This window comes from Actinokineospora sp. NPDC004072 (assembly GCF_053604195.1).
Window position 1 is genome coordinate 67,694 of the sequence record NZ_JBSGHB010000016.1, and the last position, 21,366, is coordinate 89,059.

A 21,366-nucleotide genomic window follows, 5' to 3' on the forward strand; every position below is an offset into this window, starting at 1 on the left:
TCCTACCCGGCCGCGGCGCCGTCGCCGTCGCCCAGCTTCACGATCTTGTTGATTTCCAGGGGCTTGTTGGGGTCGACGGTCACGCCGTGGGCGCGCATCGTCCCGTCGATGGCCGCCCAGATGGTCTGGGCCAGGTACTCCACCACCGAGTCGCGGCTCATCGTGCGGCGCTCCAGCCACCACTCGCCGACGTTCTGCACCATGCCGACGATCCCGTGGCCCCAGACCTCGGCGCCGCCGGAGTCGAGCTTGAACGCGCGCATGTAGTCCCCGAGCAGGCTCGACAGCGCGCCCGCGATGACGCCCTTGTCCTCGGCGACGATGTCGGAGTCGATGCGCCGGTCGCCGAAGGTGCGGCGGACCAGAAGGCGGTAGAGGTTCGGGTACTCCTCGATGATGGAGAAGAAGGCGTCGAGGCTCTTGCGGATGCGCGGCAGCGGCGCCTCCTCCCGGTTCATCGCCGGGATCAGCCGCTCGAACAGGATCTCGGTGCCGCGCTGGCCGAGGGCGACGAACAGGTCGGCCTTGTCGGTGAAGTGCCGGTAGAGCACCGGCTTGGTCACCCCGGCCTCGGCGGCGACGTGCTCCATGCCCACGTCGGGACCGTGCTCGGCGAGCGCGCGCAGCGCCGCCTCCACGAACTCCTCGCGCCGCGCGGCCCGGTGCGACTTCCACCGGTCCCGGCGCGCGTCCCCGGACAGCTGTCCCTTGACACGATCCGCCATGACACCCATGCTACCAGAAGTAACTGTTACCGGAAGTAACGCACGAAGCGTCCACGCACGGGGAAGGTGACTCGACGATGAGCCGCGCGCTGCAGGTGGCCAAGGTAGCCGATCGGGAGCGGACGGCGGGGCGGCTGCTGAAGTCTTCCGCCGAGAAGTTCTACGACCCCGAGGTCGACATCGACTGGGACGCCCCGATCGTCGAGGGCAAGTACTTCCACCCCGAGCACCGGATCTCCCTCTACGGGACCGAGCTGTGGGAGCGGCTGACCCCCGAGCAGCGCGTCGAGCTGGGCAAGCACGAGACCGCCAGCATCGCCAGCACCGGCATCTTCTTCGAGGTGCTGCTCATGCAGATGCTGCTCAAGCAGGTCTACAAGCACGACCCGACCACCGACCACGTGCACTACATGCTCACCGAGATCGCCGACGAGTGCCGCCACTCGACGATGTTCGGCAAGGCGTGCAAGCGCTTCGGGGTGCCCGCGTACGGCCCGCGGAAGTGGATCAAGACGCTGGCCAAGGTGCTGCCGGTGGTCGGCCGCGGCCCGTCGGTCTACGCGGCGATCCTGGTCGCCGAGGAGGTGCTCGACCGCATGCAGCGGGAGAGCATGGCCGACGAGGGCATGCAGCCGCTGATCCGCATGGTCAACCGCATCCACGTGCTGGAGGAGGCGCGGCACGTGACCTTCGCCCGGCAGGAGGTCGCACAGGGGATGGCCGAGGCGGGCTGGCTGGCCAAGCAGTACCACCGGGTGATGGCCGCCGTGGTGTCGTACTTCGTGGCGCTGAGCCTGGTGAACCCGCGGGTGTACGAGGCGGTGGGGCTCAACCGGCGGGAGGCGTGGAAGGCGGCGAAGAACAACCCGCACTTCCAGCAGACGATCGCGTACTGGGGGGAGCGGATCATGGCGTTCCTCAAGGAGGCGGACCTGGTGGGCGGCCCGTCGATGGTGCTGTGGCGGCGGTCGATGCTGCTGCCGAAGTAGCCCGCGGAAGCTACTGGATAGTAGGTTGGCGGGCATGTTCCAGGCATCCGACGGCGTGCCCCTGCACGTGGCGGTCACCGGCGACGCGGCGTCGCCGGTGACCGTCGTGCTCACCCACGGCTGGACCAGCGACAACCGCGTCTGGGACGCCGTCGCCCCGCACCTGCGCCACCGGGTGGTCCGCTTCGACCACCGCGGCCACGGCGCCTCCGGCCGCGGCGAAGCCACCCTGGAACGCCTGGGCGACGACCTGGCCGAGCTGATCGCGTCGCTGGCGCCGGAGGGCAAGGTGCTCCTGGTGGGCCACTCGATGGGCGGCATGGCGATGATGGCCCTGGCCGCCCGCCACCCGGACCTGGTGCGCAGCCGGGTGCACGCCGCGTTCTTCGTCTCCACCTCGTCGGGCCGCATGTCCGAGATCACCTTCGGCCTCCCGCGCCCCCTGGTGAAGGCCGCCCTGGCCCTGCGCAAGCACCTCGCCCCCAAGCGCAAGCCCGGCCTCGCCCCCACGGTTGCGTCTAGCTCCGGGGCTGCTGAGACCGGTATGGCCGCTGCGTCCGTCACCTCGGCTGTCGACACCGGCGTGGCTGCGCCTGCTGCGTCCGGCTCTTCCGCTGCTGCGACCAGCCCCGCGACGGCTGAGACCGCCCTGGCGGCGGCTCCCCGGCCGTCGCGTCCGCTGAACCCGCTGCAGCGGCGCGCCCAGCTGGCGTTCCTGCGCTGGCTGGTCTTCGGCGCCCGCTACGACCGGGCCGACCTGCAATCCGTCGCCGACCAGCTCAACGCCGTCCACCGCCGCTCAGCAGCCGCCCTGCGCTCGGCCATCAACCGCCACACGGCCACCGAGGCCCTCCACGTCTACCGCGACATCCCCACCCAGATCCTCACCGGCGAACGCGACCGCCTCATCCCCGCCGCCCACTCCCGCGCGATCGCCGCCGAACTCCCCGCCGCCGACCTGGTCGTCTACCCCAACGCAGGCCACATGCTCCCCTACGAACGCGCGGACGACCTGGTCAACCGGATCAACGCCGCGGTCTGACTACGACCGGTGCCTGCACAGCCGGTGCGGCACGAGGTTCTGGTCTTCGGCGACCAGGAGGCGTTCGCGGATGAGGAATTCGGGGAGTTCGTGGCGGTGGCCTGCGGCTTCGCCCCAGATTTCGCGGGTCACCTCGTCCAGGGCGCGTTCCAGGGCGGTGAAGGAGGACAGGCCGAGGCAGAGGCGGGTCTGGGCGCGGCCGAGGGGGGCGGGGGAGGCGATGCCGGGGGTGAAGTACTCCCGGTAGTACGCGGCCAGCACCGTGCGGTGGCGGGGCTTGCGGGTCAGCAGCAGCTGGACCCGCACCGCCGCCCCCGACAGGCCGATCGACGTCTCCGGGCCCAGCTCGACGACCTGCGCCGGGTCCGCGGCGCTGCCCGAGACCGCCAGGTGGACGCGGTAGCGGGAGTCCCAGACGTGCACCTCGGACTCCCCGTCCGGCAGCGGGAAGGCGCAGCGCTCGCCCACGGTGAAGCGGCGGCTCTCGGCCACCACGTACACCGCCAGCGGCGCCTGCCGCCCGTGGCCGTTGACCAGCCACCACCGCCCGTCCATGTGCCGCAGGTACGGCGCGTTCGGGGCGCGGGAGACCCGTTCGTCGGCGCCCGCGCTCAGGAAGTCGCGGTCCAGGGCGAACCGCGTCGACGGGTGGACGGGCACCGGGGACGGCAGGGCGTGGTAGTCGACGATCAGGTCGGCCAAGCCGCCACGTCCCCCACCACCGCCGTCACGTTGTCGCGGGCGCCCGCGTCGCAGGCCAGGCGGACGAGGGTCTCCACGCACTGGCGCGGGTCGGCGGCGCGCAGGCCCGCCAGGGCGGCCAGGAAGTCCGGCGGGGGCAGCGCGTCGGTGAGCCCGTCGCTGCACAGCAGGTAGCGCTCGCCGGGGACCGCGCGCCGCGACCAGGTGTCCGGCTGCAGCGTCGACTCCATGCCCACCGCCCGCACCAGGGCGTTGCGGTTGGGGTGGCGGGCGCCCTCCTCGGCGGTCAGGTGGCCCGCGGCGACGAGCTCGGCCCCCAGCGTGTGCGGTGAGGCGAGGAACTCCACGCGGTCGGTCTGCACCAGCGTGACGCTGTCGCCGACGTGCGCCCCGCGGACCCACCCGTCGGCGCCCAGCGCCGCGATGACCAGCGTGGTGGCCATGCCGTGGGTGGCCGGGTCGGTCTCGGCGTAGGCGCGCACGGCGGCGTTGGCCCGCACGGCGGCCTCCGCGGGCGCCATGTCCGGGCCAGCGGCGACGACCGACTCCATCGCCAACCGGGAGGCCACCTCGCCCGCGGGCGCGCCGCCGACCCCGTCGGCGACGGCGATCAGCCGCTCACCGGCGTGCCACGAGTCCTGATTGGTGTCGCGCCCGCCGAGGGCGCTGCACCCCGCTACCAAAAGCCGCATATCTCCACGGTGCCGGCCGGATGCTGAGAACGGCAGGGGGAGGGCTCCCCCTTATTCGGACGCCTGCAGCGGGAACCCGCCGCCGATGCCCCGCCAGGCCAGCGTGGAGATCAGCGCGATGGCCTCCTCCTTGGGCACGGTGCGGCTGTCGTCCAGCCACGCCCGCGCCGCGACCTGGCTGACCCCCACCAGGCCCACCGCCAGCAGCCGGGCCCGGTTCTCGTCCAGGCCCGCGTCGGCGGTGATCGTGGCGGTGATGGCGTCGACGCTGGCGTTGGTCGCCCGCGCGATCGCGTCCTGGACCAGCGGCTCGTTGCGCAGGTCGGACTCGAAGACCAGCCGGAACGCCTGGCTCTCGCCGTCGACGAAGTCGAAGTAGGCGCGCACCGCGTTGCGCACCCGGGTCTTGTTGTCGGTGGTGGTCTCCATCGCCGAGGACACCCGGCTGATCAGCTCGTCGACGTGCTTCTCCAGCAGCGCCATGTAGAGCTCCAGCTTGCCCGGGAAGTGCTGGTAGAGCACCGGCTTGCTGACCCCGGCGCGCTCGGCGATCTCGTCCATGCCCGCGGCGTGGTAGCCGTTGGCGGCGAACACGTCCTGGGCCGCGGCCAGCAGCTGGGCTCGGCGCGCCGTGCGCGGGAGTCTCGCGCCGCGCCCGCCGTTGTGCTGAATCGTCTCCGACATGCGTCCCCTCGCTCACTGTGCCACCGCGGTCACCGGCGCCGACGTCCGACACTACTAGCCGGTAGGCCGATTGCGGGAATCCTCGTCCCCCTGGACCCGACCAGACAAGTATCGGGTGTGACCCAGGACACCATTCGGCGCATCGGTCGAGCCCGATTCACACTATGGGGATGACCGTTTCGCTCTCCGATGCCCCCTTGCCCCCGATCGACCCCACCCGGCCCGCCTGGCCGGGTGCGGAGGAGACGATCGGGGGAGTGCGGCTGCACGTGCGCCGCACCCCGGGTGACGGCGACGTCCCGGCCGTGTACGTGCACGGGCTCGGCGGTTCGGCGACCAACTGGACCGACCTGGCCGACCAGCTCTCCGGCCACGCCCCCGGCCTGGCCGTCGACCTGCCCGGGTTCGGCCGCAGCACCCCGCCGGACGGCTACGACTACACCCTGCGCTCGCACGTCGACACCCTGGTCGCGGTCCTGCGGGGCCTCGACGGGCGCCCGGTGCACCTGCTGGGCAACTCGATGGGCGGGGCGATCTGCCTGCTGGCCGCGGCCGCGGCCCCGGACGCGGTGCGCACCCTGACCCTGATCTCCCCGGCCGTGCCCGACCTGCGGCCCGACCCGCGCAGGCTCTCCGACCCGCGGATGGCCCTGGCGCTGCTGCCGCTGCTGGGCGAGCGGGTGCGCAGGCAGCTCGCCGCCGTCACCCCGCGTGAGCGCACCCGGCAGATGCTGCAGCTGTGCTTCGCCGACCCGGACCGGGTGCCCGAGCAGCGGGTCGCCGAGGCCGAGGCGGAGTACGCCGAGCGCGCCGAGCAGGCGTGGGCCAACCCGGCGCTGCAGGCCAGCACGATCGGCCTGATCCGCTCCTGGCTGGTGGTCGGCCCGCGCTCGATCTGGCGGGCCGCGCCCAAGATCACCGCGCCGACGCTGGTCGTGTGGGGCGCGCGGGACCGGCTGATGTCGGTGCGCAAGGCCCCGCGCACCGCGCGCGCCATCCCGAACGCCCGGCTGCTCGTGCTGCCCGACGTGGGCCACGTGGCCCAGATGGAGCGGCCCGCGACCGTCGCCAGGGCCGTGCTGAGCCTGTGGCGCGCCGCCGCGGGCGAGCGGTGGTGACCCGGTTACCAGGAGCGCACGGCGCAGGTGTGGCACCCTTGACCCCGTGAGTGAGTGGGACGGTTCGTCACCCTCCGCGACCGCGGAGCCCGACGAGGAGCGCTACCGCCCCGGCGTCCGGCGCACCACCGCCGAGCCGCTGGCGGCATCCTGGCGACCCGAGCCCCCCGCGGAGGGCGGCGGCAGAAAGCGCAAGCGCGGCTTCTTCGCCACCTACGGCTGGCGGGTCTACGCCCTCCCCGTCCTGCTCGCCGTGACCGCGCTCGTGGTGGTCCAAACGGCGGCCGACCGCTCGCCGGAGACCACCGCCGCGGGGCTGAACCCGGCGGTGCCCGGGGAGGGGCCGACCACCACGACGCCGGGGCCCGCGCTGACCGAGCGGACCCCCGTCGAGCTGGACATCCCGACCGCCGAGCTGCCCGGCGGCGCGTCGTTCACCAAGGCGGGCAAGGGCACGTGGCGGGTGCTGCCGGGCAGCGGGAAGCAGGTCGGCAAGGGCAGGCTCTACACCTACACCGTCGAGGTGGAGGAGGGCATCCCGCCCGCGGAGTACGGCGGCGACGCGCTGTTCGCCGACCTCGTGGACCGCACGCTGGCCGACCCGCGCGGTTGGACCAGCCTGGGCGAGGTGGCGGTGCAGCGGGTGGGGCCCGGCGTGGAGGCCGACTTCGAGGTCAGCCTCACCACCCCGGAGACCACCCACCGCGGCGACGTCTGCGGCTTCTCCATCAAGTACGAGTCGTCGTGCGCGATCAACGACCGGGTGGTGATCAACCTCGCCCGCTGGGTGCGCGGCGCGGTGGCCTTCGAGGGCGACCAGCTCGCCTACCGGCAGTACGTGATCAACCACGAGGTGGGCCACGTCTTCGACCTGCGGCACGTGGGCTGCGCGAAGACCGGCGAGCTGGCCCCGGTGATGATGCAGCAGACCTTCGGCGTGGCCAACGACTACGTCCACCGGCTCAACGAGTCCTTCGGCGGCGGGGGCGTGCCGAAGGACGGCAAGGTGTGCAGGCCGAACGCCTGGCCGAATCCGCAAGCCCAGCCCGCGGGCTGAGCGGCCGCTTCCCGCTATCTGGGAAGCGGGAAGGCGGGGTGGGAGGGTTGCGTTGAATGCGATGACAATCCCGCGCGATTCGCCGGAGTTCGAGGAGGACTGATGGCTGGCAGCCTGCCGCCGCTAGTGGAGCCCGCCGCGGAGCTGACCAAGGACGAGGTGGCCCGCTACAGCCGCCACCTGATCATCCCCGATGTCGGCATGGACGGGCAGAAGCGGCTGAAGAACGCCAAGGTGCTGGTGGTCGGCGCCGGTGGGCTGGGCAGCCCGGCCCTGCTGTACCTGGCCGCCGCGGGCGTCGGCACCCTCGGCGTGATCGACTTCGACGTGGTGGACGAGTCCAACCTGCAGCGCCAGGTGATCCACGGCCAGTCCGACATCGGCAAGCCCAAGGCCGTCTCGGCCAAGGAGTCGGTCGCCGAGATCAACCCGTTCGTCAACGTCGTGCTGCACGAGGTGCAGCTGGACTCGTCGAACGCGCTGGAGATCTTCCGCGACTACGACCTGATCCTCGACGGCACGGACAACTTCGCCACCCGGTACCTGGTCAACGACGCCGCGGTGCTGCTGGGCAAGCCCTACGTCTGGGGATCGATCTTCCGGTTCGAGGGCCAGGTCAGCGTGTTCTGGGAGGACGCGCCCAACGGCCAGGGCCTCAACTACCGCGACCTCTACCCCGAGCCCCCGCCGCCGGGGATGGTCCCCAGCTGCGCCGAGGGCGGCGTGCTCGGCGTGCTGTGCGCCTCCATCGGCTCGATCATGGTGACCGAGGCGATCAAGCTGCTGACCGGCATCGGCGAGCCGCTGCTGGGCAGGCTGATGGTCTACGACGCGCTGGAGATGTCCTACCGGACCATCAAGATCCGCAAGGACCCCGAGACCAAGCCGATCGAGGGCCTGATCGACTACGAGGCGTTCTGCGGCGTGGTCTCCGACGCGGCCCAGACCGCGGCGGCGGGCAGCACGATCACCCCGCTGGAGCTGAAGGAGAAGTTCGACCGCGGCGACGACTTCGTCCTCATCGACGTCCGCGAGCCGAACGAGTACGAGATCGTGAAGATCCCGGGCTCCATCCTGATCCCCAAGGACCGCATCCTCTCCGGCGACGCGCTGGCCGAGCTGCCCCAGGACAAGCCGATCGTGCTGCACTGCAAGTCCGGCGTGCGCTCGGCCGAGGCGCTGGCCGCGCTGCACAAGGCCGGCTTCGCCGACGCCGTGCACGTCGGCGGCGGGGTGCTGGGCTGGGCCAAGCAGGTCGACCCGAGCCTGCCCACCTACTGACCGCGCGAGGCCGGTCCGGGGTCCGCCGCCGCGCGGCCCCGGACCGGCCCACGTGCGGCTTTCCGCGCGTCACGGCTCCGAAACGGGCGGGCGAGGGGGTAGCGTCCCCGGCCGTGAGCACTGCGCCCCCTGAGCACGTCCGGGCCGCGTTCGGCGCCCGGGGCGTCGAGCCGGTCCTGATCGGCGGCGGGCCGGTGTGGCGCTGCGACGACATCGCGCTGCGGCCCGCGGGCAGCCCGGCCGAGGCGTCGTGGGTGGCCCAGACGCTCGGCGAGCTGGACGTGCCCGACCTGCGCATCGCCCGGCCGGTCCGCTCCAGCGACGGGCGCTACGTCGTCGGCGGCTGGGCGGCGTTCCGGCACGTCAGCGGCAGGCCGGAGCCGCGCTACGACGAGGTGGTCTCGGCGTCGCTGCGGCTGCACGAGGCGACCAGGGGGCTCAACCGGCCGCGGTTCCTCAACCTGCGCGCCGACGTGTTCGCGATGGCCGACCGGGTGGCGTGGGGCGAGGAGACCGCCGACCTCGACGCCGACCTCGGCGGCAGGCTCTTCCACCTGCTCGTCGAGCGCCGCGGCGCGCTGTCCAGCGCGCCGCAGGTCGTGCACGGCGACCTGTTCGGCACCGTCCTGTTCGACGGCGACGCCGCCCCCGGCCTGGTCGACTTCACCGCCTACCACCGCCCGCCGGAGTGGGCCGCGGCGGTGGTCGTGGTGGACGCGATCGCGTGGGGCGGGGCCGACGACGGCATCGCCCGCCGGTGGTCGCACCTGGCGGACTGGCCGCAGGCGCTCCTGCACGCCCTGCTGTTCCGCCTGGCGGTGCACGCCCTGCACCCGAAGTCCACCCAGCGCTCCATGCGCGGCCTGGAACGCGCCGCCAACCTCGTCACCGATCTCCTCTAGCCCTGGCGTGTGAGCGCGATCACGCTATGATCGTCCCGGCGCCGGGAGCCCTCACGGCTGCCGGACCGGCTGCGCGCAGGCAATTTCGCACGGCGGAAACACGAAGGCCCCTGCGGGTAACCCGGCCTGCCTACGTTCGGGAGCGTCCCCACGCTGCCGGATCAGGAGACGGGCATGACGCACGTGGCCGCCCCCGCCGTCGACACCCACTGCCCCTACTGCGCCCTGCAATGCGGGATGCGGCTCGCGGGCGCGCGGGTCGAGCCGCGCGAGTTCCCCACCAACCGCGGCGGCCTGTGCCAGAAGGGCTGGACGGCGGGCGAACTGCTCACCACCGCCCACCGCCTCACCGCCCCGCTGGTCCGCGTCGGCGCCGACCTCGTGCCCGCCTCCTGGGACGACGCCCTGGACCTGGTCGCCCGGCGGCTCGCGGCGCTGCGCGCCGAGCACGGGCCGGACTCGGTCGCGGTCTTCGGCGGGGGCGGGCTGACCACGGAGAAGTGCTACCTGCTCGGCAAGTTCGCCCGGGTCGCCCTGGGCACCGCGCAGATCGACTACAACGGGCGCTTCTGCATGTCCTCGGCCGCGGCGGCGGGGACCCGCGCCTTCGGCGTCGACCGCGGGCTGCCGTTCCCGGTGGCCGACATCGCCCGGGCCGACGCGGTCCTGCTCGCCGGGGCCAACCCCGCCGAGACCATGCCGCCGTTCCGGCAGCACCTGCGCACCGCGGCCGACGCAGGCGGGCTGGTCGTGGTCGACCCGCGCCGGACGGCCACCGCCGAGCAGGCGAGCCTGCACCTGCAGCCGCGCCCGGGCACGGACCTGGCGCTGGCGCTGGGCATCCTGCACGCGGCCGTCGCCGACGGCCTGGTCCGCCCCGACTACATCGCCGCGCGCACCACCGGGTTCGACGCCGCGTGGCGGATCGCGGCGGCGTGGTGGCCCGAGCGCGTCGAGCGGGTGACCGGGGTCGCCGCCGCCGACCAGCGCCGCGCCGCGTCCCTGCTCGCGGGCGCGGACCGCGCGGTCGTCCTGACCGGCCGCGGCGCCGAGCAGCACGCGCGCGGCACCGACACCGCGTCGGCGTGGATCAACCTGGCCCTGGCGCTCGGCCTGCCCGGGACCGCGGGGTCGGGGTACGGCTGCCTGACCGGGCAGGGCAACGGCCAGGGCGGGCGCGAGCACGGCCAGAAGGCCGACCAGCTCCCCGGCTACCGCCGCATCGACGACCCGGCCGCCCGCGCCCACGTCGCGCGGATCTGGGGCGTGGACCCGGAGTCCCTGCCCGGCGTCGGCCGCTCGGCCTACGAGCTGCTCGACGCGCTCGGGTCCGGTGGCGGGCCGAAGGCGCTGCTGGTCTTCGGCAGCAACGTCGCGGTCTCCGCGCCGCACGCCGGGCACGTCGCCGATCGGCTGTCCTCATTGAACTTCCTGGTGGTGGCCGACTTCGTCCTGTCGGAGACCGCGCGGGCCGCCGACGTGGTGCTGCCGGTCACCCAGTGGGCCGAGGAGGACGGCACGCTGACCAACCTGGAGGGCCGCGTCCTGCTGCGCGCCAAGGCGGTCGAGCCGCCCGCCGGGGTCCGCAGCGACCTGTCGGTGCTGCGCGGGCTCGCCGTGCGCCTCGGCCAGCCGCCGCAGCGCTTCCCGGACGACCCCGCCGCGGTCTTCGCCGAGCTGCGCGCCGCATCCCGCGGCGGCCCCGCCGACTACTCCGGGGTCACCTACGAGCGGCTGCGCGCGGGCGAGGCGCTGTTCTGGCCCGTCCCGGCCGAGGACCACCCCGGCACCCCGCGGCTGTTCGCCGACCGCTTCGCCCACCCCGACGGCCGGGCCCGGTTCGCCCCCGTCGACCACGGCGGCCCGGCCGAGCCGGTGGACGAGGAGTACCCGCTGCTGGCCACGACCGGCCGGGTCCTGCCGCACTACCAGTCCGGCGCGCAGACCCGGCTGGTGCCCGAGCTGCTCGCCGCCGCGCCCGAGGCCCACGTCGAGGTGCACCCGGACACCGCGGCCCGGGCCGGGCTCGCCGACGGCGCGCTGGCCAGGGTGGTCTCCCGCCGCGGCGCGACGACCGCCCGGGTGCGGCTGGTCGCCTCCGCCCGCCAGGACACGGTGTTCCTGCCGTTCCACTTCCCCGGCGCGCAGCGGGCCAACCTGATCACCAACCCCGCGCTCGACCCGGTGAGCCGGATGCCGGAGTTCAAGGTCTGCGCCGTCCGCCTGGAGGTCGGGGCATGACCGCGCGCCGCGTGGTGGTCGTCGGGTACGGGATGGCGGGCGCCCGGCTGGTCGAGGAGATCCGCCGCCGGGACCCGGCAGGCGCGCGGGTCGCGCTGACCGCGGTCGGCGCGGAGCCGCACGCCGCCTACAACCGCGTGCTGCTGTCGGCGGTGGTGGCCGGATCGCTGACCCCCGACGCCGTGCGCCTGCAGGAGCCGGGTTGGGCCGAACGGCACGGCGTCGACCTGCGCACCGGAATCGGCGCCACCGCCGTCGACCCGCAAGCCCGCCGCGTCACCCTCGCCGACGGCTCCACAGTGGACTACGACGCGCTGGTGCTGGCCACCGGCAGCGCCGCGTGGGTGCCGCAGGCCGAGGGCCTGCGGACCGAGGGCGGCGCGCTCGCCGCGGGCGTGGTGCCCTTCCGCGACCTGGACGACTGCGCCGCCATCCTGGCCAGGACGCGCCCCGGCGCGCCGGTCGCGGTGCTCGGCGGCGGCCTGCTCGGCCTGGAGGCCGCCCGCGGGCTGGCGGCCCGCGGCGCGCTGGTGACGGTCGTGCACCCGGTCGGCCACCTGATGGAACGCCAGCTCGACCCGGGCGCCGGGGCGGTGCTGGCCCGCACGCTGGCCGGGCTGGGCATCGAGTTCCGCCTGGGCCGCGTCGCCGCCCGCTACGTCCCCGGCGACGGCCTCAAGCTCGACGACGGCGCGCACGTCCCCGCCGACCTGGTGGTCGTCGCGGCCGGGGTGCGGGCGCGGACCGGGCTGGCCGCGGCGATGGGGCTGGCCTGCGACCGCGGCGTCCTCGTCGACGACGCCCTGCGCACCAGCGACCCCCGGGTGCACGCCATCGGCGACTGCGCCCAGCACCCCGGCGCCCCCTCCGGCCTGGTCCAGCCCGCCTGGGAGCAGGCGGCCGTGCTCGCCGACCGGCTCACCGGGACCGCCCCGGCCGCCCGCTACCAGGGCACCCCGGTCGTCACCCGGCTCAAGGCGCGCGGGGTCGACCTGGCCGCCCTCGGCGAGGTGCACACCGACCTGGCCGACCCCGACGCCGAGGTGCTGGCCGTGCAGGACCCCACCCGCGGCCGCTACGCCAAGCTCGTCCTGCGCGGGGACCGGGTGACCGGCGCGATCCTGCTCGGCCTCCCGGACGCCGCGGCCGCCATCACCCAGCTCTACGACGCCCGGACCCCGGCCCCGGCCGACCGCGTCGCCCTCCTGCTCGGCCGCGCCCTGCCCGCCGCGGCCGCGAGCCCGGCCGAGCTGCCCGCGTCGGCCGTGGTCTGCCGGTGCAACACCGTCTCCAAGGCCCAGCTCGTCGCGGCGTGGCGCGGCGGCGCGTGCTCGGTGGCCGACTTGGCGGCCGCCACCCGCGCCACCACCGGCTGCGGCGGCTGCTCGGCCGCGGTCCGCGGTGTCGCCGACTGGCTGGCGAAGCCCTGACCCGCACACCCCCAGGAGAACCCGCATGAGGAACCCCGCCCCGCCCGGCCAGCCCAGCGCCCGCACGGGCCGGTGGATCGACCACTGGGAGCCCGAGGACCCCGCCTTCTGGGCGGGCACCGGGCGGCGGGTGGCCACCCGCAACCTCGTGCTGTCGATCCTGGCCGAGAACCTCGGCTTCAGCGTGTGGGTGCTGATGAGCATCGTCGTGGTCAACCTCCGCTCCGTCGGCTACGACTTCACCGTCGGGCAGACCTTCTGGCTGCTCATCGTGCCCAACCTCGTCGGGGCCGCGCTGCGCGTGCCCTACACCTTCGCGGTGCCGCGCTTCGGCGGTCGCGCGTGGACGGCGGTCAGCGCCGCGCTGCTGCTGGTCCCCTGCGGCATGCTCGCCGCCGCCGTGCTGACCCCGGGCACGCCGTACTGGTTCTTCCTGGCCACGGCCGCCGCGATGGGCTTCGGCGGGGGCAACTTCTCCTCGTCGATGGCCAACATCTCGTTCTTCTACCCCGAGGGCAAGAAGGGTCTCGCGCTCGGCCTCAACGCCGCGGGCGGCAACCTCGGCGTGGCGCAGACGCAGCTGCTCGTCCCCATCGCGGTCAGCATCGGCACCGGGATCAACCTCGCCTACGCAGCGCTGATGTGGATGCCGCTGATCATCCTGGCCGCCGCGGCCGCCTGGTTCGGCATGGACAGCATCACCTCGGCCAAGCCCGACGGCACCTCCTACCGGCAGGCCCTGGCCAACAAGCACACCTGGGTCATGTCGTTCCTCTACATCGGCACGTTCGGCTCGTTCATCGGCTTCTCCTTCGCCTTCCCCGCGCTGCTGCAGATCGCCTTCGGCGGCCACACGGCGCTGGCGTTCATCGGCGCGCTGATCGGCTCGCTGGCCCGGCCCGTCGGCGGCTGGCTGGCCGACCGGGTGGGCGGGGCGCGGATGACGCTGCTGGTCTTCCTCGGCATGGCCGTCGGCGCGGCCGGGGTCGTCGCCAGCGTCGCCCAGGGCAGCTTCGGGCTGTTCTTCGGCTCCTTCATCGCGCTGTTCGTGCTCAGCGGCATGGGCAACGGCACGACCTACCGGATGATCCCGATGATCTTCTCCGCCGAGGTCGGCTCCCGGGCCGCCGCGGCGGGCGAGGACGCCGACGCCGCGCGCAAGCGGGCCAAGCGCCAGGCCGCCGCGGTCGTCGGCATCGCGGGCGCGGTGGGCGCCTTCGGCGGCGTGCTGGTGAACCTGGTCTTCAAGTTCTCGCTGGAGGGCGCGCGGACGCTCACCCCGGCGCTGCTGGCCTTCATCGGCTTCTACGGGCTGTGCGTCGGCGTGACGTGGTGGTTCTACCTGCGCCGGACCTTCGCGGTGGAGCGCGCCCCCAGCCTGGCCTACGCGGGGGTCTGACGGCCGGAGCCGGATGCCACCACCGGCATCCGGCGCCAGGCCGCCGCGTCCCCGGGGTCGGCGGGCGCCTGCCCGCACACGACGAAGCGGTGCGGCGCCATCACGGCGGGGTGCAGCCCGGCCATGCACCGCTCCCGCAGCTCCTCCGGCGTGCCCTCGGTCGCGTAGGCGACCAGCGCGCCGTCCTCGACGAACGCGGCCCCGCCCACCAGCGCGCCCACCTGCGCGAGGTCCACCCAGCACGAGTCCACCCGCGCCCAGCCCGGCCCCGGCAGCACCTGGTCGACGCCCGACGCGGCGGCGAACCCGGCGACCGGCACGTCCCGCTCCGCGGCGGCGACCACCAGCCGCTCGACGGCCGCCAGGAAGCGGGCCGGGTCGGGCACGTAGCGCGTGTCGGTGTGCAGGCGCAGGTCGACGGCCCCGGACACCGCGCCCAGGGTCAGGTAGAACGCCGTGGGCAGCGGCCGGTCGAACATCGGCTCGAACCGGGTCCGCTCGACCGGCGGCTCCGGCTCGGCGACGCCGAGGTCGCTGAACACGCAGTCCCGGTGGAAGCGCACGCCGCGCTCCTCCGCGACGCCGTCCATGACCTCCCACAGGTCCACCGAGTCGAAGTGCGCGCACCGGTAGGCCGCCAGCGTCGCCGACCCCAGCTGCCGCGCCAGCGCGTCGAACCCGCCGCTGCCCGCCACGGCGTAGGGCACCAGCGCGTCCTGGGCGAGCGGGCCGATGTAGTCCCGCCAGCCCGACCGGAACCGGTTGCCCGAGATCGACACCAGCGCGCCGGGGTCGGCCCCGGTGTGCGCGGCGAGCAGGCCGACCGCCGCGGCCAGCACCACCGACGACGGGCTCACCCCGGTCCGCGCGACCACCGGGACCAGCGCCCCGGCCAGCGCCGAGGACAGCATCCGCACCTCGCGGTGGCCGGGCACGCCCTCCGGGTGCGGCACGGTGAACAGCGCCTGCGGGGCCTCGCGCAACCGGGCCGCCCAGTACCGCAGCGAGGCCGCCGTCCGCCGCTGCCCCGCGGGCGAGCGCTCCCACAGCGCCTGGTCGATCGGCTGGTGCTCGACCGGCGGGGCCGAGCGGTCGCCGTCGAGCAGCGCGGCGACCTGCCTGCCCAGCAGGGTCGCGGCGGTCCCGTCGACCGCGGCGTGGGAGAGCAGCAGCACCGCGATGAACGGCGCGCCGCAGCGGGTCACCACCAGCGCCCGCACGGGCAGGTCGGCGGCGACGTCGAAGGGCTCGCGCAGCAGGCGCACCACCAGCCCGCCGACGAAGGCGACCTCGTCGCCGTCGAGCTCGTAGACCGACACCGGCACCGCGCCGGTCCCCAGCACCCGCTGGACCTGCCCGTCGAAGACCGTGCGCAGCGACTCGTGGCGGGCCACGACCACGCCGACCGCGTCGGCCACGTCCTCGACCGAGCGCCCCGGCGGGACCGGCACGAACGCGGGCAGCGCGTCGCCGCCGTCGCCGCCGAGCCACCGCAGCACGTTGTGCTGCCCCAGCGCCACCGGCCCCGAGCGGGCCCCCGGCACGGCGAACGGGACCGACAGCGTGCGCACCGGCAGCGACATGGCGCGGATGGTAGCGCGCGGAAAGCCTTGCCGGGCGGTGCTTCCACCGTCGAGGGATCAGGCGTCGGGTAGCTCGTCGAAGATCGTCTCGGCGATGCGCCGGGTCACCACGCACGGCTCCTCGACGGCCTCGTAGGTGCCCAGCACCGTCAGGTGCGACCCGTGCTCGTGCGCCTGCTTGCTCGCGTCGATGGCCACCGAGATGCCGCAGTCCTTGCCCGCGGAGCCGTCGACCTCGTAGGCGGTGTTGCCGAAGAGGTCCTCGGTCGGCCGGTAGCTGGGCGTGCCCGGCGGCTCGGCGCGGAAGAAGACCGACGCGGTGGTGATGCCCCGGTTGTAGGGCAGCTCGTAGCGGCACAGCTCGGGCGTGGACTCGTGCTCGCGCACCCGGGCGTCGACCCCCGTGGCCGCGACCAGGGCGGGCACGAACCGGGCGCAGTCCACGGCGCCCACGCGCTTGGGCACCGCGACGACCACCGCGGGATCGGCGGCGGCCACGGCCGACACCGGCGGCCCCGGCTCGGCCACGACCGAGCGGGGCGCCAGCCCGGCGGGCGTGCCGGGCGCGCAGGCCGCGAGGGCCGCCAGGGTGGCCGCGGCCACCAGCGGCGCGGCGCTCGTTCGGGAACGCACGGCGACGACGGTAGGACCCCGATTGGCCCAACCCCAAGTTACCGCCGGGAAATCAGCCGATCGTGGGGGCGGTCACCCGCACGGGTCGGCCGTCCGCGCGGGGCGGCAGCCGTAACCGGGGGGAAACAGCCGGGAATCCCCGGTGACACCGGCGAATCGGAGCATGGCGTCGCGGCGGTCGCCGCAGGGGATCGGAGGGAGGCGCGGCATGGCGCGGACAGCCGTCGTCGTCGGGCACGGCATGGTCGGCCACCGGTTCGTGCAGGCGTTACGCGAGCGCGACACCGCGGGCGCGTGGCGGGTCGAGGTGTTCGCCGAGGAGGCCAGGCCCGCCTACGACCGGGTGGCGCTGACGTCCTATGTGGACGACTGGGACGCGGGCAGGCTCCAGCTCGACGGCGCGGAGTACCCCGGGGACGACGCCGTGGCGCTGCACCTGGGCGAGCCGGTGACCGCGGTCGACCGCGCCGCGCGCACGGTCACCACGGCCGCCGGGCGGGTGCGCCCCTTCGACGCGCTGGTGCTGGCCACCGGCTCGGCGCCGTTCGTGCCACCGGTGCCCGGCCGCGACCTGCCCGGCTGCCACGTCTACCGGACCGTCGACGACCTCGACGCCATCCGCGCTTCGGCGCTGGGGGCGCGGGCGGGCGCAGGCCGGGGTGCGGCGCTGGTCGTCGGCGGGGGGCTGCTGGGCCTGGAGGCGGCCAAGGCGCTGCGCGACCTGGGCCTGTCCCCGCACGTGGTCGAGCTGGCCCCCCGGCTGATGCCGCTGCAGGTCGACGACGGCGGCGGCGCGCTGCTGCGGCGGCTGGTCGAGCGGCTGGGCGTCACCGTGCACCCGGGCACGTCGGTCGCCGCCGTCGAAGCCGACCGGGGCAGGCTGCTGGCCCGGCTGGCCTCGGGCACCGAGCTGGACGTCGACCTCGTCGTGTTCGCCGCGGGCATCCGCCCGCGCGACCAGCTCGCCCGCGAGTGCGGCCTCGACGTGGGCGAGCGCGGCGGGATCGTGGTCGACGCCGCGTGCCGCACCGCGGACCCGGGCATCTACGCGATCGGCGAGTGCGCGCTGGCCGGCGGCCGGGTCCACGGCCTGGTCGCCCCCGGCTACGGCATGGCCGAGGTCGCCGCGGACCGGCTGCTCGGCGGCGCGGCGGAGTTCACCGGCGCGGACACCGCCACCAAGCTCAAGCTGATGGGCGTGGACGTGGCCAGCTTCGGCGACGCGCACGCGGCCACCGAGGGCGCCCTGGAAGTCGTGGTCGACGACGCCGTGGCGGGCAGCTACCGCAAGCTCGTGGTCTCCGCCGACGCCACGACCCTGCTCGGCGGCGTCCTGGTCGGCGACGCGGGCGACTACGCGGCCCTGCGCGCCCTGGTCGGCCGCCCGCTGCCCGCCGAACCCGCCGCGCTGCTGGCCCCGGGCGGCGGGGGCGGCGTCGGGGCAGGCGCGCTGCCCGACGACGCGCAGATCTGCTCGTGCAACGCCGTCACCAAGGGCGCCATCCGCACCGCGATCCTGGATCAGGCGGCCGACGACGTGCCCAAGATCAAGGCGTGCACGCGCGCGGGCACGGCGTGCGGGTCGTGCGTGCCGATGCTCAAGCAACTGCTGACCGCCTGCGGCGTCGAGCATCCCACCGCGCTGTGCGAGCACTTCAGCCACTCGCGCGCCGAGCTGTTCGAGATCGTCCGCGTCACCGGGATCAGCACCTTCAGCGAGCTGGTGGCCCGGCACGGGACGGGCCGCGGCTGCGAGGTCTGCAAGCCGGTGGTGGCCTCGATCCTGGCGTCGCTGGGCAACGGGCACATCCTGGCGGGGGAGCAGGCCGGGCTGCAGGACACCAACGACCGCCACCTGGCCAACCTCCAGCGCAACGGCACCTACTCGGTGGTCCCGCGCATCCCCGGCGGGGAGATCACCCCGGCCGGGCTCGCGGCCATCGCCGCCGTCGCCGCCGACTTCGGGCTCTACACCAAGATCACCGGCGGGCAGCGGATCGACCTGCTCGGCGCGACCGTCGACCAGCTCCCGGCGATCTGGCGGCGGCTGGTGGACGCGGGCTTCGAGTCCGGCCACGCCTACGGCAAGGCGCTGCGGACGGTGAAGTCGTGCGTCGGGTCCACCTGGTGCCGCTACGGGGTGCAGGACTCCGTCGGCCTGGCCATCGAGCTGGAGCTGCGCTACCGCGGCCTGCGCGCCCCGCACAAGCTCAAGGCGGCGGTGTCGGGGTGCGCCCGCGAGTGCGCCGAGGCCCGCGGCAAGGACTTCGGCGTCATCGCCACCGAGGCGGGCTGGAACCTCTACGTCGGCGGCAACGGCGGCGCCCTGCCCCGGCACGCCGACCTCCTCGTGTCCGGTGTGGACAAAGCGGCGCTCATCGCCGTGATCGACCGGTTCCTGATGTTCTACATCCGCACCGCCGACCGGCTGCAGCGCACCTCGGTGTGGCTGGAGTCGATCGAGGGCGGCCTCGACCACGTGCGCGACGTCGTGGTGGCCGACAGCCTCGGCATCGCCGCCGAGCTGGAGGCCCAGATGGCCGAGCACGTGCGCGGCTACGCCGACGAGTGGGCTGGCGTGCTCGCCGACCCGGTGAAGCTGGCCCGGTTCGCCTCCTTCGCCAACGCCCCCGGCGCGCCGGACCCGACGATCGCCTTCCGCGCCGAGCGCGGGCAGCCGGTCCCGGTGGCCGCCCGATGACCGGCTGGATCCCCGTCTGCCCGCTGGCGGCGGTCCCGCTGGAGACCGGGGTCGCCGCGCTGCTGCCCGACGGCGCCCAGGTCGCGGTCTTCCGCACCCGCGACGGCCTGCACGCCCTGGGCAACATCGACCCGTTCAGCGGGGCCGCGGTGCTGGCCCGCGGCATCGTCGGCGAGGTGCGGGGCGTGCCCGTGGTGGCCTCGCCCATGCACAAGCAGCGCTTCGACCTGCGCACCGGGCGCTGCCTCGACGACCCGGCCGTGGCCGTCCCCACCTACCCGGTCCGGGTCGCGGGTGGAACCATCCAGCTGGGGCGCCCGTGACCGCGCTCCTGGAGGGGGGCGACGTGGAGGCGACCGGGACCGGCCCGCTGGCGGGCTACACCGTGGGGGTCACCGCCGCCCGCCGCGCCGACGAGCTGGGCGCCCTGCTGGCCCGCCGGGGCGCCGCGGTCGTGCACGGCCCGGCCATCCGGATCATCCCGCTGGCCGACGACGGCGACCTGCTGGCCGCCACGACCCGGCTGCTGGCCGCGCCGGTCGACGCGGTGGTCGCCACCACCGGCATCGGCTTCCGCGGCTGGATGGAGGCCGCCGAGGGCTGGGGCCTGGGCCAGCGGCTGCGCGCGGCGCTGTCCGCGGCCGCCGTGCTCGCCCGCGGCCCCAAGGCCAAGGGCGCGGTGCGGGCGGCGGGCCTGGTCGAGGCGTTCTCCCCGGACTCCGAGGCCAGCGCCGAGGTGCTGTCCCACCTGCTCGCCGGAGGCGTCGACGGCAAGCGCGTCGCGGTCCAGCTGCACGGCGAACCGCTGCCGGACTTCGTCGGCGCGCTGCGGAGCGCGGGCGCGGAGGTGGTGGAGATCCCCGTCTACCGCTGGACCGGCCCCGCCGACCCGGCGCCGCTGGAGCGCCTGGTCGACGCCGCTGTGGCAGGCCAGCTCGACGCCCTCACCTTCACCAGCGCCCCGGCCGCGATCAGCACCCTCGACACCGCCGACCGCATGAGCAAGCTCGACGCGCTGCTGGCGGCGCTGGGGGAGCGGGTGCTGGTGGTCGCGGTCGGCGCGATCACCGCAGCGCCCCTGCTGGAGCGCGGCATCCCGACCACCTGGCCCGACCGCGCCCGCATCGGCGCCCTGGTCCGCCACCTCGCCGACACCATGCCCACCCGCGCGACCCGCGTCACCGCAGGCGGACGGGAGCTGGAACTGCGCGGCCAGGCCGTGCTGCTCGACGGCGACCTGCGCCCGATCACCCCGGCGCCCCTGGCCGTGCTGCGCGCCCTGTCGGCCACCCCCGGCCGCGTGCTGTCGCGCGCGGCCCTGGCCGGGGTGCTGCGCCGCCACTCGGGCCGGGAGTCCGCAGTGGATGAGCACGCGGTGGAGACGGCGATCGGCAGGCTCCGCACCGCGCTGGGCGATCCCGGTCTGGTGGAGACCGTCATCAAGCGCGGCTACCGCTTGGCGGTTCCTCTGCCATGACCTTGGTGGTCGTGGCGCACGGGACCCGGTCGTCGGCGGGGACGGCGGTGGCGCACGAGCTGGCCGAGCAGGTGCGCGGGCTGCTGCCCGCAGTCCCCGTCCGGCTGGCCTTCGCCGATGTCCGCCAGCCTGACGTGGCGTCCGTCCTCCGCGAGGTTCGCGGGCGTTCGGTTGTGGTGCCGTTGTTCCTGGCCGCGGGCTACCACGTGCGGGTGGACGTGCCCGCCCAGGTCGCGGCCTCCGGCGCGGCGGCCGTGATCACCCCTCATCTCGGTGCCTCCCCTGCGCTGGTCGCGGTTCTGCACGGCCGACTGCTGGCCGCGGGCTGGCGGCCGGGGATGCCCGTCGTCCTGGCCGCCGCGGAGTCGTCGGACGCCCGGGCGGTGGCGGAGACCCGGCGCGCGGCCTTGCTCCTGGGCGCCCGCACGGGCGAACGGGTCCGCGTCGCCGCGGTGCCCCGGGTCGCCGAGGTGGTCGGCACCGAGGTGGTCGGTCCCGAGGTGGCGGTGGCGTCCTGGCTGCTGGCCCCGGGCCGGTTCCACGACGCGGTGGCCGCCTGCGGTGCGCGCGTCGTCACCCCGCCGCTGGCCCCGCACCCGCGCGTCGCGGAGCTGGTGGTGCGCCGCTACGCCGCGGCCCGCGCCTACGCCGCGGCCTAGGAATAATTGCCAGCGCAACGAGGTTGGTCGGGCTGAGCGGTCGCCACCCCG

The 21,366-nt window shown here is 74.9% G+C and carries 19 protein-coding genes; 13 read left to right on the forward strand and 6 right to left on the reverse strand.

Features of this window, described 5'->3' with window-relative positions:
• Positions 1–2: 2 nt before the first annotated feature.
• Positions 3–725 carry a TetR/AcrR family transcriptional regulator gene (locus ACWEPX_RS23945; RefSeq protein WP_451899459.1) on the reverse strand — a complete coding sequence of 241 codons (723 nt, stop codon included), beginning with the start codon at positions 723–725 and terminating at the stop codon, positions 3–5.
• Positions 726–802: 77 nt separating this feature from the next.
• On the opposite strand from ACWEPX_RS23945, the gene ACWEPX_RS23950 reads away from it, so the two are divergent.
• Together ACWEPX_RS23950 and ACWEPX_RS23955 are read left to right on the forward strand one after the other, a co-directional pair.
• Positions 803–1,714 (forward strand): AurF N-oxygenase family protein, encoded by a 912-nt coding sequence (locus ACWEPX_RS23950; protein WP_451899460.1) that lies wholly within the window; start codon positions 803–805, stop codon positions 1,712–1,714.
• Positions 1,715–1,748: 34 nt separating this feature from the next.
• Complete coding sequence (locus tag ACWEPX_RS23955; protein WP_451899461.1) at positions 1,749–2,756, forward strand: alpha/beta fold hydrolase; 1,008 nt, start codon at positions 1,749–1,751, stop codon at positions 2,754–2,756.
• Here the strand turns inward: ACWEPX_RS23955 and ACWEPX_RS23960 are convergent, their stop codons facing one another.
• The 3 genes from ACWEPX_RS23960 to ACWEPX_RS23970 are packed head-to-tail and all read right to left on the reverse strand — an operon-like array spanning position 2,757 to position 4,834.
• A complete protein-coding gene (locus ACWEPX_RS23960; protein WP_451899462.1) occupies positions 2,757–3,458 on the reverse strand; it encodes a hypothetical protein in 702 nt (233 codons plus the stop codon). It lies immediately after the preceding gene.
• Positions 3,446–4,150, reverse strand: coding sequence for a PP2C family protein-serine/threonine phosphatase (locus tag ACWEPX_RS23965; protein WP_451899463.1), 705 nt, complete (start codon positions 4,148–4,150; stop codon positions 3,446–3,448). The genes ACWEPX_RS23960 and ACWEPX_RS23965 overlap by 13 nt, the downstream gene beginning before the upstream one ends.
• Before the next feature lie 51 nt (positions 4,151–4,201).
• Entirely contained in the window at positions 4,202–4,834 is a 633-nt protein-coding gene (locus ACWEPX_RS23970) for a TetR/AcrR family transcriptional regulator (protein ID WP_451899464.1), read from the reverse strand.
• 170 nt (positions 4,835–5,004) lie between these two features.
• Between ACWEPX_RS23970 and ACWEPX_RS23975 the strand changes: the two genes are divergently transcribed.
• The 7 genes from ACWEPX_RS23975 to ACWEPX_RS24005 all read left to right on the forward strand — a co-directional run bounded on the left by ACWEPX_RS23975 (position 5,005) and on the right by ACWEPX_RS24005 (position 14,262).
• Positions 5,005–5,952, forward strand: a complete 948-nt coding sequence (locus ACWEPX_RS23975; protein WP_451899465.1) for an alpha/beta fold hydrolase — start codon at positions 5,005–5,007, stop codon at positions 5,950–5,952.
• Positions 5,953–5,998: 46 nt separating this feature from the next.
• Complete coding sequence (locus tag ACWEPX_RS23980; RefSeq protein ID WP_451899466.1) at positions 5,999–7,009, forward strand: DUF3152 domain-containing protein; 1,011 nt, start codon at positions 5,999–6,001, stop codon at positions 7,007–7,009.
• 102 nt (positions 7,010–7,111) lie between these two features.
• Positions 7,112–8,290 (forward strand): adenylyltransferase/sulfurtransferase MoeZ, encoded by a 1,179-nt coding sequence (gene moeZ, locus ACWEPX_RS23985; protein WP_451899467.1) that lies wholly within the window; start codon positions 7,112–7,114, stop codon positions 8,288–8,290.
• Positions 8,291–8,403: 113 nt separating this feature from the next.
• The gene (locus ACWEPX_RS23990) at positions 8,404–9,192 is read left to right on the forward strand and encodes a TIGR02569 family protein (protein ID WP_451899468.1); all 789 of its coding nucleotides are present in this window, start codon (positions 8,404–8,406) and stop codon (positions 9,190–9,192) included.
• 174 nt (positions 9,193–9,366) lie between these two features.
• Entirely contained in the window at positions 9,367–11,433 is a 2,067-nt protein-coding gene (locus ACWEPX_RS23995) for a molybdopterin oxidoreductase family protein (protein ID WP_451899469.1), read from the forward strand.
• Positions 11,430–12,863 carry an FAD-dependent oxidoreductase gene (locus tag ACWEPX_RS24000; protein WP_451899470.1) on the forward strand — a complete coding sequence of 478 codons (1,434 nt, stop codon included), beginning with the start codon at positions 11,430–11,432 and terminating at the stop codon, positions 12,861–12,863. Before ACWEPX_RS23995 ends, ACWEPX_RS24000 begins: the two co-directional genes overlap by 4 nt.
• Positions 12,864–12,888: 25 nt before the next feature.
• A complete protein-coding gene (locus ACWEPX_RS24005) occupies positions 12,889–14,262 on the forward strand; it encodes an MFS transporter (RefSeq protein ID WP_451899471.1) in 1,374 nt (457 codons plus the stop codon).
• Here ACWEPX_RS24005 and ACWEPX_RS24010 read toward each other — a convergent pair.
• Together ACWEPX_RS24010 and ACWEPX_RS24015 are read right to left on the reverse strand one after the other, a co-directional pair.
• Positions 14,247–15,845: a condensation domain-containing protein gene (locus ACWEPX_RS24010; protein WP_451899472.1), complete on the reverse strand. Its 1,599-nt coding sequence runs from the start codon at positions 15,843–15,845 to the stop codon at positions 14,247–14,249. The two genes, ACWEPX_RS24005 and ACWEPX_RS24010, sit on opposite strands and share 16 nt — an antisense overlap.
• A gap of 57 nt (positions 15,846–15,902) precedes the next feature.
• Positions 15,903–16,478 (reverse strand): hypothetical protein, encoded by a 576-nt coding sequence (locus tag ACWEPX_RS24015; RefSeq protein ID WP_451899473.1) that lies wholly within the window; start codon positions 16,476–16,478, stop codon positions 15,903–15,905.
• Between the two features lie 208 nt (positions 16,479–16,686).
• Here ACWEPX_RS24015 and nirB point away from each other — a divergent pair, with 208 nt between their 5' ends.
• Genes nirB through ACWEPX_RS24035 form a run of 4 tightly spaced genes read left to right on the forward strand, consistent with a single transcriptional unit; the run spans position 16,687 to position 21,315 of the window.
• Positions 16,687–19,179, forward strand: a complete 2,493-nt coding sequence (nirB, locus tag ACWEPX_RS24020) for a nitrite reductase large subunit NirB (protein WP_451899474.1) — start codon at positions 16,687–16,689, stop codon at positions 19,177–19,179.
• On the forward strand, positions 19,176–19,502 hold the full coding sequence (gene nirD, locus ACWEPX_RS24025) for a nitrite reductase small subunit NirD (RefSeq protein ID WP_451899475.1): 327 nt from the start codon (positions 19,176–19,178) through the stop codon (positions 19,500–19,502). The genes nirB and nirD overlap by 4 nt, the downstream gene beginning before the upstream one ends.
• The gene (locus tag ACWEPX_RS24030; protein ID WP_451899476.1) at positions 19,499–20,656 is read left to right on the forward strand and encodes a uroporphyrinogen-III synthase; all 1,158 of its coding nucleotides are present in this window, start codon (positions 19,499–19,501) and stop codon (positions 20,654–20,656) included. The genes nirD and ACWEPX_RS24030 overlap by 4 nt, the downstream gene beginning before the upstream one ends.
• Positions 20,653–21,315: a sirohydrochlorin chelatase gene (locus tag ACWEPX_RS24035; RefSeq protein WP_451899477.1), complete on the forward strand. Its 663-nt coding sequence runs from the start codon at positions 20,653–20,655 to the stop codon at positions 21,313–21,315. The genes ACWEPX_RS24030 and ACWEPX_RS24035 overlap by 4 nt, the downstream gene beginning before the upstream one ends.
• Positions 21,316–21,366 lie beyond the last annotated feature (51 nt).